Origin of the sequence: Clostridium sp. BJN0013, assembly GCF_040939125.1 — a bacterium.
Classification (GTDB): domain Bacteria; phylum Bacillota; class Clostridia; order Clostridiales; family Clostridiaceae; genus Clostridium_B.
This window is the reverse complement of record NZ_CP162495.1, coordinates 3,464,898-3,478,151: the sequence shown is the minus strand read 5'-3', so window position 1 is coordinate 3,478,151 and position 13,254 is coordinate 3,464,898. Positions and strand designations below refer to the sequence as shown.

10 protein-coding genes are annotated in these 13,254 nt (G+C 30.3%); 9 read left to right on the top strand and 1 reads right to left on the bottom strand.

Going from position 1 to position 13,254, the window contains the following annotated elements:
* The first annotated feature begins 11 nt into the window (after positions 1-11).
* From AB3K27_RS18010 to ald, 5 genes are all read left to right on the top strand, one after another.
* A complete protein-coding gene (locus AB3K27_RS18010; RefSeq protein WP_368488729.1) occupies positions 12-2,243 on the top strand; it encodes a glycosyltransferase family 39 protein in 2,232 nt (743 codons plus the stop codon).
* A 385-nt stretch (positions 2,244-2,628) separates the two neighbouring features.
* A complete protein-coding gene (hemA, locus tag AB3K27_RS18005) occupies positions 2,629-3,828 on the top strand; it encodes a glutamyl-tRNA reductase (RefSeq protein ID WP_368488728.1) in 1,200 nt (399 codons plus the stop codon).
* Between the two features lie 23 nt (positions 3,829-3,851).
* Complete coding sequence (hemL, locus tag AB3K27_RS18000) at positions 3,852-5,120, top strand: glutamate-1-semialdehyde 2,1-aminomutase (RefSeq protein ID WP_368488727.1); 1,269 nt, start codon at positions 3,852-3,854, stop codon at positions 5,118-5,120.
* Between the two features lie 177 nt (positions 5,121-5,297).
* Complete coding sequence (locus tag AB3K27_RS17995; protein WP_368488726.1) at positions 5,298-5,753, top strand: Lrp/AsnC family transcriptional regulator; 456 nt, start codon at positions 5,298-5,300, stop codon at positions 5,751-5,753.
* Positions 5,754-5,769: 16 nt separating this feature from the next.
* Positions 5,770-6,885 (top strand): alanine dehydrogenase, encoded by a 1,116-nt coding sequence (gene ald, locus AB3K27_RS17990; protein WP_368488725.1) that lies wholly within the window; start codon positions 5,770-5,772, stop codon positions 6,883-6,885.
* Positions 6,886-6,934: 49 nt separating this feature from the next.
* Here the strand turns inward: ald and AB3K27_RS17985 are convergent, their stop codons facing one another.
* Positions 6,935-8,572 (bottom strand): glycosyltransferase family 39 protein, encoded by a 1,638-nt coding sequence (locus tag AB3K27_RS17985; RefSeq protein WP_368488724.1) that lies wholly within the window; start codon positions 8,570-8,572, stop codon positions 6,935-6,937.
* 171 nt (positions 8,573-8,743) lie between these two features.
* On the opposite strand from AB3K27_RS17985, the gene AB3K27_RS17980 reads away from it, so the two are divergent.
* From AB3K27_RS17980 to AB3K27_RS17965, 4 genes are all read left to right on the top strand, one after another.
* Entirely contained in the window at positions 8,744-9,595 is an 852-nt protein-coding gene (locus AB3K27_RS17980) for a DegV family protein (protein ID WP_368488723.1), read from the top strand.
* 73 nt (positions 9,596-9,668) lie between these two features.
* Positions 9,669-10,514 carry a DUF6385 domain-containing protein gene (locus AB3K27_RS17975; RefSeq protein ID WP_368488722.1) on the top strand — a complete coding sequence of 282 codons (846 nt, stop codon included), beginning with the start codon at positions 9,669-9,671 and terminating at the stop codon, positions 10,512-10,514.
* A gap of 103 nt (positions 10,515-10,617) precedes the next feature.
* A complete protein-coding gene (locus AB3K27_RS17970) occupies positions 10,618-11,343 on the top strand; it encodes a DUF6385 domain-containing protein (protein WP_368488721.1) in 726 nt (241 codons plus the stop codon).
* A 56-nt stretch (positions 11,344-11,399) separates the two neighbouring features.
* The gene (locus AB3K27_RS17965; protein WP_368488720.1) at positions 11,400-13,220 is read left to right on the top strand and encodes a glycosyltransferase; all 1,821 of its coding nucleotides are present in this window, start codon (positions 11,400-11,402) and stop codon (positions 13,218-13,220) included.
* Positions 13,221-13,254: the final 34 nt, after the last annotated feature.

Below are 13,254 nucleotides of genomic sequence, written 5' to 3'. Positions count from 1 at the left end.
GAGGAAGATGTGTGAAAAGCATAAAATTAAAAAAAGAAAAATTTCCAATAGCAGTGGTTTTAATTTTATCTGCCATATTGAATTTTACAAATTTAAGTATAGAAGGTTATGGAAATGAATATTACGCTGCTGGTGTAAAGAGCATGCTTGTAAATTTTAAAAATTTTTTCTTTGTATCTTTTGATCCCTCAGGATTTGTATCTATTGATAAACCTCCTTTAGGTTTTTGGATACAAACTATATCAGCTAAAATATTTGGATTCAGTGGATGGAGTATATTGTTTCCACAGGCTCTTGCAGGAGTTATATCTGTTGGGCTTGTATATTGTATGGTGAAAAAGTCCTTTGGAAATACAGCTGGAACTATTTCAGCTCTTTGCCTTGCAATTACCCCTGTTTTTGTGGCTGCCAGTAGAAATAATACCATAGATAATCTTTTGGTAATGACACTGCTTATTGCTTGTGTATTCCTCTCTAAGGCTGCAGAAAAGGGTAGATTTAAATATCTTATAATAAGCTTGGTTTTTATAGGCATAGGCTTTAATATAAAGATGCTCCAAGCCTATATGATTATACCGGCAGCATATGTAATTTATCTCATTTCATCAGCAATACCTGTAAAAAAGAGAATAAAACATCTAGCTTTAGGTACAGTTGTACTTGTGGTAGTATCTCTGTCTTGGGCAGTAATAGTAGATTTTGTGCCGGCACAGTATAGACCTTATGTAGGAAGTAGTACAAATAATACTGTTATGGAACTTATATTAGGACATAATGGACTTGAGAGATTTAATAATAGTGGTATGGGAGGAAGACAAGCACCGGGAGAATTTAGAAATAGTAATATATACGGTACACAAAATCAAAGAGGCAATGGAAATGCTCAAAATGGGAATTGGGCTAATAGACAAAAGACTGCAGAGGGCAGTAAAAATAGAGGTATGCCTAATTTTCTAGGTGGAAATGACAACATTCCAGAGGAAATGAAATTACCAGAAGGTCAGATGCCTGGAGGAAGAGGCGGTCAAGGAGGAATGGCAGGAAACTTTGGAGGTCAGACAGAATCAGGCATTACCAGATTGTTCTCTAAAAATATTTTATCAGATCAGATAGTGTGGTTTTTACCTCTGGCTGTATTTGGATTTATTGCAGCAGCAATAGTGGAAAAGCTGAAGTTTCCTTTTAACAATAGAAAAAAACTAGATTTAATGTTATGGGTTTTGTGGCTTGTTCCTGAATTTTTATATTTCAGCTATACCAAAGGACTATTCCATCAATACTATTTAACCATGATGGCTCCGCCTATTGCAGCTTTGTCAGGAATAGGACTTGCCTCTATGTGGAAACTTTATAAGGAAAAGAGTATAAATATAAGGTGGCTTTTACTACCTGCATCTCTTATTGCAAATGGATTAGTACAGCTTTTAATGTTATCTTATTACAGCAATATATCCTCTGCAATTAAAACTGTCATTGTATCTTCTTTAATACTGTGTTTTGCAGCATCTGTATTGCTTATAATATATAAGGTAATAAAGAAAGGTAACTTGGAGCAGCCGGGGAATATAAAGTTTGGAAAGGTATTGACAGCCATTGCTTTTATAGGAATTTTAATAACACCTGCTATTGGCTCTGCGGCTACTATAAATCATAAGATGAACGGTACTATGCCTTCAGCAGGATTGGAGCTTCTATCAAATAGTGAATCTGGTAATTTTATGATGGGAGGAAGAGGTTCCGAGGGCAGTAATAATAAGAAACTTATAAAATTCCTTGAGAGTAATATTACAGATGAGAAATATATTCTTGTAGTTTCCAGTGCAACTTCTGCCCAAGATATAATACTACAAACTGGTAAGGGGATAATGGCATTAGGTGGTTTTACAGGCTCTGATAAGATACTTACATTAGATAAATTTAAAGCTATGGTTAAAAATGGGGAAGTTAGATATGTACTTACAGGAGGAATGGGAAGAGGTTCCATGGATGATATTATGAATTGGGTAGAGAAAAATGGCAAGATAGTGTCAGAAAATCAGTGGAAGGATTCTACTGAATCTGGTAATAAAGAAGATGTAAATTCTAAAATAGATAATTATAGTAAAAATGCAGGTATAAACTACTATGATATGTACAGTAATATAAATGATAAACTGGGTAACAGCATGAGAAATAATAGTCCTGGTGGATTTGATGGTATGACTTCACAGGTATTGTATGATCTAAAAGGTAGTGTGAAATAATCTCTTGATAATTATCTTGAGATAAAAAATTTTACTTATTAATTTTAGTTGATTATCTTTACAATAATGTTATAATAAAAATAATTTTATCCTAAGGCGGCAATTCTGGCTATCACCCTCATCTTTTTCAAAGTGGGGATGAGCACTACGTCTCTGGATAAGTTCTTCCCCTAAAGGATAACGTATTCTAAGTGCTAAAGACACTAAGAATACTGTTAATAAGGTTCAGGTGGAGAAAAGCATTTCTTATAAGCAAACTCTATCTGAATCTAAGAATTATTTGATGTTACATTATAAAATTCCTTCTAACATCTTTAGTTAAGAGGATTTTTTCTTTAAAAATGAAACTGAATATTTTGTAGTTGTAAATGTTGGAGTTGATAAAATGATACAACTTATTGGCATAAGAAGTCAGTGTGATATTGTAATAAGACAAAAATTTTCTATTACTTCCAAAGTATTGGAGAGCAAATTAAAATATATTAATGAACTTGTAGGAGATGTATTAATTTTAAGTACCTGTAATAGGACAGAAATATATGTAGATTCAAATTTAGAAGAAAAAGAACTTATTAATACCGTATTTTGTGGAATGGGTTGGGATTATGAGCTTGTACAGTATATTTTTTACATAAAAGATAAGCATGCAATTAAGCATTTAATGGAAGTTAGCTGTGGTTTTCACTCTAAAATTTTAGGGGAGGATCAAATTTTAGGACAAATTAAAACAGCCTATGAGGCAGCCTTGAAAGCTAAAACTATAAAAGGTAAACTTCAGAGACTTTTTCAAAATGCAGTAACCTGCGGCAAAGAATTTAAACATATTTGTGAAAGTTATAAGACACCTGTATCAATTCCGTCAATAGTTGCAAAAGAAATTTTAAATATGAATATTAGAAAATATATGATAATTGGCTTTGGAAAAATGGGACAATTATTATTTAAATATCTAAATAATTTACATGTTGAAATCATATATATTGCAGTGCGTGATTTAAGCAAGATTGATGATTTGTATAAAAAGTATGGGTGGGCTAGATTTATACCTTTTCAGGATAGAAAAGATTATTATGGTGATGTAGATTGTATTGTAAGTTGCACTTCTGCACCTTGTAAAATAATTTCTAAAGTAGATCTTCCCTGTAAAAAATTAACCATATTTGATTTGGCAGTACCTGAAGATGTAGATAAGAATGTGTTAACTTTGGATAATGTCAACCTTTATGATATTGACGATATAAGTGTCATAGATGAAAAAAACAAGATTAAAAGAAAACAAATCATGGAAAAATATAAGTATATCCTTAAAAAACACATAGATGAATTTGTGAAGTGGGAAAAATTATATGAACTTTCTCCTGAAATACAAAAAGTAAAAGAGTATGGTCATGAAATATGTGAAAAAAGAATAAATACATTTAAAAATAAAAAGTATACCAAAGATAATGATATTCTTGTAAAGACGATGATAGAAAGTACTGCTAGATTCTATATCAACAGAGCCATAGAGGTAATGAAGGAAGAAAAATTAAAGGGTACGGAGGAAGAGTGTCTTAGATTGATAAACAAGATATTCTGTAAATAATATTGTGTATAGGAGAGTATGAAATGAGAAATGATAAAATATTCGAAGAATCAAAACTATATATGCCCGGTGGGGTGAACAGTCCAGTGAGGGCTTTTAAGGATGTCCCTTTAAATCCACCTATAATAAAAAAGGGCAAAGGTGCTTATATATATGATGAAGATGGTAATAAATACATAGACTTTGTCTGTTCCTGGGGACCAATGATTTTAGGCCATTGTGATGAGGATGTAGTGAAGGCTATAAAATACACCAGTGAAAGTGCTATATCTTTTGGAGCTACTACAGAAATTGAATTAGAACTTTCTAAATATATATGTACTACTATAGACAATATGGAAATGATTAGGATGGTTAATTCAGGTACTGAAGCTACTATGAGTGCAGTAAGACTTGCCAGAGGATATACAAAGAGAAATAAGATAATAAAATTTGCAGGTTGTTATCATGGCCATTTTGATGATTTTCTTGTAGAAGCAGGCTCAGGTGTTATGACAGAAGGAATCCCGGGAAGTGCAGGAGTTCCTGAAGATAGTATAAAAAATACCATTATAGCTGAATATAATGATCTTGAAAATGTAGAAAATATTTTTCAAGAGTATGGTGAGGATATTGCAGCTATTATAGTAGAGCCTGTAGCAGGAAATATGGGAGTAATTCCAGGAAAAATAGATTTTTTAAAAGGATTGAGAAAACTTTGTGATGAATATGGAAGTCTACTTATTTTTGATGAGATAATGAGTGGATTTAGAGTTGCCTATAAAGGTGCTCAAAGTTTATATGGAATAAAACCTGATATTACTACCATTGCAAAAATTATGGGGGGAGGACTGCCTTGTGGTGCCTACGGTGGAAGAAAAGATATAATGGAAAAACTTTCTCCATTAGGACCTGTGTATCAAGCTGGAACCATGTCAGGTAATCCAATTGTAATGGCTGCTGGGCTTGCAACTTTGAAGAAGCTGAATGAAAATCCTGATTATTATGTTAAGCTTGAAAAGCTGGGTAAAAAATTAGACAAAGGTATAAAACAAATATCAAAGGATAAAAACATACCTATGGTAATAAATAGATGTGGAGCCATGTTTTCCATATTTTTTACAAATGACTCAGAAGTTAAAAACTATAGGGATGCCAGAAAATGTGATACCAGTGTTTTTGCTAAATTTTTTCAGCATATGCTTGAGCAAGGTATTTATATAGCACCTTCCCAGTTTGAAGCTATATTTTTAAATGTGAAACATACAGAAGAACACATTGATAAATTCTTACAGGCAGTTAATACTTTTTAAGCTTTTATTTAGAAATACTTAAAATATTTAATTTGAAGGTATAATTTTATATACATTGATTAATAAAATAAGGTTAAAAAATTTTTAACCTTATTTTTTATGTAATTATATAAAATATATTTAATTTTTTTAATATATGTATTATAATTTGCTTAATAAATTTAAGAGGGTGACGGTGTGGACAATATTGATATTAAAATACTAAAATTGCTGCAAGAAAATGCTAGAATTTCTATTTCGGAAATGAGCAGCAAGATTAATCTGTCAATACCTGCAGTAAGTGACAGGTTGAAAAAATTAGATGCTTCAAGCTTAATTGAAAAATATACAATAATTATCAACAATAAAAAATTTAATAAGAATCTCATGGTTATAATGTTTGTAAGTCTTGAAAACCCAACATTTATTGATAAATTTATAGAGATCATCCAGGTTGAAAATGAAATTGTTGAATGTCATTATTTAGCGGGTGAGTTTGATTATGCATTGAAAATTATTACTGAAAATACAGAAACCCTTGAAAAAGTTTTAAATAAAATAAAGTGTATTAAAGGAGTTCAAAAGACTAAGACAATAGTTACACTTTCTACAATTAAAAATAACCATTCAATAATACCTGAGCAAATTAAATAATTAGGGGGAGTATATAGTGATTATAGGAGTGCCTAAAGAATTAAAAAATAATGAAAACAGAGTAGCTATAACACCAGCAGGAGTACATGCTTTAGTAAAAGGCGGACACCAGGTGTTAATAGAGAAATCTGCTGGAATTGGAAGTGGAATAGAGGATAGAGAGTACCAGGATGTAGGTGGTAAAATAATAGATACAAATGTAGAAATATTTAAAGAATCAGATATAATAGTGAAAGTAAAAGAACCCATAGAAGAAGAATATGAACTTTTTAGAGAAAATCAAATTTTATTCACCTATCTTCATCTTGCTGCCAATGTACCTCTTACAGAATTACTAATTAAAAAGAAAATTATATCTATAGCCTATGAGACAGTACAGCTTGATAATGGAAGTCTTCCATTACTTACTCCTATGAGTGAGGTAGCAGGAAAAATGTCTATACAGATAGGAGCAAACCTGCTTCAAGAATATAATGGAGGAGCCGGTATATTACTTGGAGGAGTTCCGGGAGTACTGCCTGGAGAAGTTGTAATTATTGGAGCAGGCGGTGTGGGAACAAATGCTGCTAAAATGGCTCTAGGACTTGGTGCAAAGGTTACAATACTTGATATAAATAAGGATAGATTAGCCTATGTAGATGACATATTTAACGGTAGATTGTCTACATTAGTTTGTAATGAATTTAATGTGGCTGAGATGGTCAAGAAAGCAGATCTATTAGTGGGGGCAGTATTGGTAATAGGTTCAAAAGCACCTAAAATTGTTAAAGAGGAAATGGTTAAAACAATGAAAAAAGGATCTGTAATAGTTGATGTAGCTATTGACCAGGGAGGATCTGTGGAAACTATAGATAGGGCTACCACTCACGATAATCCATGCTACGAAAAATATGGAGTAATTCATTATTCTGTATCTAATATGCCTGGAGCTGTATCGAGAACATCTACCTATGCACTTACTAGTTCTACTCTTCCTTATTTGGAGGATATAGCTAACAAAGGAGCAGAGAAAGCAATGAAAGATGATAAGGCTCTTTTAAAAGGTCTCAATGTATATAAAGGGTTTGTGACTTATAAAGCAGTGGCAGATAGTTTAAAACTTGAGTATAGAGCACCAGAAAGCTTATTTTAATGTAAAAAAAGAGATGTTCCAGAGTTTGTTCTGAAACATCTCTTTTGGATTAATAGAATTTTATATCAAAAGATTCAGGATTAAATTCTTTCTTCTTAAGTACTATATCAAGCAATATTTTTACAAGATATGCAAATAGAATTATGTTCAATATGCAAGTTCCATCACTTACTAAAGTATGTGAAGTAGTATTTCCAAAGCCTCCAAAAAGTATAGAATAAATATTACTGTAGATTGTAAGGGTGTATCCTGCCAGTAGTATTAGCAGCCTTTTATCTTTTAAATATATAAAAGATAAGATGGATAGTGCTGCAGCAGGAAATAAGTATCTTTCATGCATTCCGGTAGAAAAAGTAAAAACTCCTGAAATTTGAACAAGTGCACAGGAAAAGGAAAATATTTTGTTTTTACTTTTAATATAAATATACCAGGAAAAAGCTGCAATTGCTATAATTGCAATTATTCCCCAAATTTTATAACTGAATATAAAAAATGTAGTGGAACTTTCTTTATAATTTCCGCCAAGTAAATTAAAAAAATTAAAAGCATTTACAGAAGCGTAAGGGTATTCTGATATGGTATTTTTATATAATTTAAAAATCCACAGTGCATTTTGATTAAAGGAAAATGGGAGTATAATAACTAAAGAAGTCACAATACATGAAGCTGCACATTTAATAAGGGTCTTTAAATTTTTCCTGGCTATAAGTTCAAATAAGAGTACAGGAAAAAATATAATTCCCTGGGGTTTCATAAGTACTAAAGAGGTAAAAAGTATAGATGAAAAAACAAATTTCCCTTCTGACAAAAAGAATAAAGACAGAACTAAAAAAAGAGTGAAAAAAGAATCTACCTGTCCCCAAAGGGATGAATTTATAAAAATAGCTGGACTAAAAATATAAAAAGCACTTAAAAGAATACCCATTTCTAAAGAAAAATACTTTTTAGCCAATTTATATATTATATAAGCTGTTACAATGTCTGCTATTATAGAAGGCAATTTTAAAAGTAATGTATAGTAAGGAGTTATTGAACTTATTTTTGCTAATTTACCAATTAAAAATAGTACATAAATATATAGTGGAGGATAGTCAGCTGATTTAGAATTTACATAAAACTGAGATAAACTGTTTGCAGCAGAGGAAGCCCAACTTTTAAACAAACTTATATCTCCACCGTATCCTTCCATAACTGTGGATAATGAAATTCTTAAAAACAAGCCTACGCAAAGTAGTGAAAAAATTAATATTTTTGTACTATTACTATGTATTTTTAAATTTTTATAGGCAAAAAAATAAAATGCTATAATACATAGTGTAAAAAATATTATTAAATATAAAGTGAGTAGTGGGGCATATTTGTCATTTGAGGCCATGAGTTCGCCTCTTTGATTTCCTCCTCCGGGAATTTGAGTGTTATTACCGGGTACACTGTTATTATTTGATGAAAAGTTTTTGCCAGCTTTCTGATCAGGTGTATTTGAATTGTTTCCCGCTTTTGTTTTTTGATTATTATCCCTTTGCATTCTCTGTCCATTGTTTGAATTGAATTGTTCCAATCTGCCATGGTATGTATTAGTGTTGGTTGAGTAATTTTTTATATTATAAATACATAAAAATGCAGATAATAATATTAAAAGAATTAGACCGATTTTAAGTAGATTTTTTCTAAAAAATATTTTTATCATATTTTATTAAATCTCCTTTTCTAGAATTATATTTTTACCATTTAAATATATTTTCATAAACAAAGCTTAAAATAAGCTTAAAAAGTAATACAAAATTCTGTTAATATAGTTTTAATAATATTTTGTGATATATTATAATCTAAATAAATAGAAATATATGGAGGCATTTTTATGGAAAAAATTGCATTATTGACGGATTCAGCCTGTGATATAGATGAAGAAACTATAACTAAATATAATATAAATATTCTGTCCTTTAGAATTATATATAAAGATAGAGAATATATAGATAAAATTGAAATTACTCCAAAGGAAGTATACGATAATATGAAAGTTGAAATTCCTAAATCTTCTTTGCCATCAATGGAGGATATGGAAAGAATTTATAAAAAGCTTGAGGAAGAAAATTATACTCACGTAATTGCCATAGTTATTTCAAGTGGACTTTCAGGTACATATAATGCTTTGAAAATAGTAAGCGAAAAACATAAAAATTTGATCACGCATATATATGATTCAAAATCAACATCTGTAGGGGAAGGAATTATTTTAAAAGAGTGTGGCAAACTCATTGAACAAGGGAAAAATTTTCAGCAAATTGTAGATAATATACCAAAAATAAAAAGTAAAATGCATTTCTTTTTTGTTTTTGGTACTTTGGAATATGCTAGAAAGGGTGGTCGTATAGGAAAAATATCTGGTACTATTGGAGAAATGTTAGATATAAAGCCTATTGTTTATTTTGATGATAATTATGGTGTTTGCTGTACTTATGACAAGGTTAGGGGAAGAAAACGTTCTTTAAATAGAATGGTAGATATGGGTAAATATTTTTCGGATAAAAGTCCATGTGAGGTATATATAGTACATGGTAATGCCAGAGAAGATGCAGATAGAATTTATGATATGGTTTCACAATTGCCTAATGTGGAAGATATACATATGATAGGTCAAATAAGTCCTATAGTTGGGGTATATTCCGGTCCAGGAACAGTTGGAATATGTTATAAGGATAAAATATAAAAATTTATATTTATAAAAGAATTTTTTCATTTCATACATATTCTAATATAGTATAGGGGAGGTGAAATTAAATATGGAGCATGAAAAAATACAGAGTATATGTATGAAAAGTCTTACTATAACAGATTTTCAACCCCAAAATAATATAAAAGATAATATTTTAAAGGTTGGCTTTGATGGAGAAAATATTTATAGAAGTTATATGTATTTTAATATAGATGATATACCTAAAAATCTAATTGTAAATTTTGTTTACCTATGTATATATTTAAGTGGAATTGATGCAGTACATTCTAGAGAGACTTTTTATATACAGCCTCTTGAAGAAGAGTTTAATGAATATACTACATTCAAAAATCAGCCTAAATATTATAACAGACAAGTTAGATTTGAGGTAAATAGAAAATTTAAAGGGTTACTCCGCATAGATATAACTTCGTTATTCTATGAATGGAATAGGGATTATGTGAAAAATAAAGGGATAATTATAAAATCTGGTGAGAAAAAGAAAGTTATGGGAAGTTTTATTTCTAACTTTATTTACGATTATGAATTTATTCCTAAATTGGAAATTCACATATCACAATTAAGTCATAATAATTTTCAGGGAATTTTAGATGTAATAGAAAAATGTTGGGATTTAGAATTCTACAGTGTAAAATATTCTCCTCCAATAAATGTGGAACGTATTATTCAGGGAACATTTTTTGTTGATAATGTTGGAAATAATGATATTGAAGCTGCTGTTGAGGTAAGTTCCGACTTGTGTAATTGGATTGAAGATGTGAAAATAGAAGTCAATGTTAATAAGTCTGAGGTTCTCATAGCCAAATATTATGCAAAATATTATAGGGTAAGATTCAATTGTTCAAAGTATGGTTGTGTGAAACTAAGATTTATATATCAGGTGTATAAGTAAATATACTTAATATAAAATCACAATTACTAAAATAAGGAATACTATAATTATTAGGTTTAGAACATTTTAAATATATTCTAATAGTAAAATGGAGATGAAGGTTATGCCCAATAATTTAGTATTTAATAGAGTGACAGAGCAATTGAAAACTCAAATGTATGCATATAATATCAGCACAAACCAGATTGAAGCACTACAAATGGATAATTCAGGAAACTTAATGATGACAGGGATAGTGGATGTAGGGAATACAGTGACAGTAACAGGAACGGTGGATATAGGGAATACAGTGACAGTAGCAGGGACGGTGGATGTAGGAAATACAGTGACAGTAGCAGGGACGGTGGATGTAGGAAATACAGTGACAGTAGCAGGGACGGTGGATGTAGGAAATACAGTGACAGTAACAGGAACAGTAGATATAGGAAATACGGTGACAGTAGCAGGTACAGTAGATATAGGAAATACGGTGACAGTAGCTGGAAACATAAGTTCAATAACTAGTGGAGTTTTGTTTACTACAGATAATATTATCGTAAATACAGGTATAGGTGAAGGCTCAGTACTACAGGAGGATACTTCACAACAAAAGATGTATTCATATTATATTAGAAATAATGACAATACAAATACCATTACAGTGGCACTTCAAATTTCTCCAACTAGTAGTTCAGAGTATTTTATTAATGATGGTGCAGGATTTGTTACTTTAGGTACAAGCACTGCTACAGTTTTAGTTACGGAGTATTATATGCAATATACAAGACTGTATTATGATACGGGAGACAATACCGCTAATTTTGAAGCATATTATAATGCAAGTGTTTAGTATTTATGATGCTGTTTTTGACAGCATCATAATTAGTACTGTTAGGAGGTTATGATGTGTCCTTAAGTTTATGCATGATAGTTAAAAACGAAGAAAATGTACTGGATAGATGTCTTGAAAGTGTGAAACATTTTGTAGATGAAATTATAATTGTAGATACAGGCTCTACAGATTCTACAGTGCAAATTGCAAAAAAATATGGTGCCAGAATTTTTTATTATAAATGGGATGGAAGCTTTAGCAATGCTAGAAATTGTTCTCTGGAGAAAGCCACCAAGAAATGGATTCTTATAATGGATGCAGATGATGAGTTCGAAAAAGAAGATACGGACAAACTACTTGGACTAATTAATAATGAAGATAATAACACCAATGTATACTTTCTACAGACCTTGAGTTATTCTGGAAAAAGGCCTATCCATAATGATGTTACCATGAATTTAAATATAAGACTTATAAGAAATAAAGAGGGATATAAATTTGTAGGTAATATACATGAACAGATAATACCTTCACCAAAGCATATGAATAATCCACAGGCAGTAAAAATTGGAAATGTAAGATTTTATCATTATGGATATTTAAATGAAGTTATAGATGCTAAAAACAAGAGAAATAGGAATATGGATTTAATACAAAAAGAACTGGATAAAAAACCTGATAGCTCTTTTATGTTATTTAATATGGGAAATGAATACTATGCTATGGCACAGTATGAAAAGGCATTAAAGTATTATATGAGAAGTTATGAAAATTTCGTCCCTCAGGAGGGGTTCAGTTCTAAGCTTATATTAAGACTGGTATCTTGCAATCAAATATTGAGAAATTTTGAAGAAGAGTATAAATTTATTAATAAAGGATTAGAATATTACCCTAATTTTACGGAATTAGAATTTATGAGAGGAAATACTTTAGTAGGTCAGGGCAAATATTTAGAAGCCATAAACTCACTTAATAAATGTATTGAAATGGGTGAATCTCCAATCGAAATAAGAGAATTAATTGGAGTAGGATCTTATAGAACTTATTATACACTATGCAATGTATACTTTGATCTTAGAGATTATGATAAGGCTTTATATTATTGTGATAAAACATTAAAAGTAAATCCTAAATATATTAAAGCATTTTCTAAATTTCCCCAAATAATGGGCATTAAAAAATTTTCTATAGGTGAAATGAAATCCAAGCTTGACAGCTATCTTGACGTAAATACAGATGAAGAGGTGTATTTGTTTTTATCGGATGTATTTTACAGCCAAAATAGATTTGGTATATCCTATGATTATGCTGAAAAAGCGGAGAAAGTGTGTAAAGATAATTATTATACATCTAAAATATACTATTATAAAGGAGTTTGTTTATTTTATCAGAAAAAGTTTAATGAGGCTTATGAATCATTTCAGAAGATTACAGAATATGATTTTATCGATAAAGCTTTTTATTATAGTATGCTTTGCATTACATTTGGAAATAATATTTCAACTAAAAATCTATTAGTTGATAATTCCAAAGGTATTCATAACGATAGAAAGTATTTAGTATATATGAAATTTGAGGATTTACTTGAAGAAAAGAAGTGTACACCTCTGGCTGAAGATAAAGAATCTTCCACAGAATTTTCAGAAGCTATATTTAATTTGTTGGCTATATTATTAAAAATAAATTATTTTGATGAATTTGAGAAAGGACTTCAGCTGTTAAATTTAATTGAAGATGACAATGTACTTTTGTATCTTGCAAAATTGTATTATAAAAATGGATATATGAATCTGGCTTATGATGAATTTTTAAGAACTATAAAAATATATGATAAAATTGATGTGGAAGGACTCGAAATGATGAAACAATCATTGCAATTTAAGTTGAAGCTGTGAAATTCCTCCGTCATCTTTTAGCTGGGATATGTAC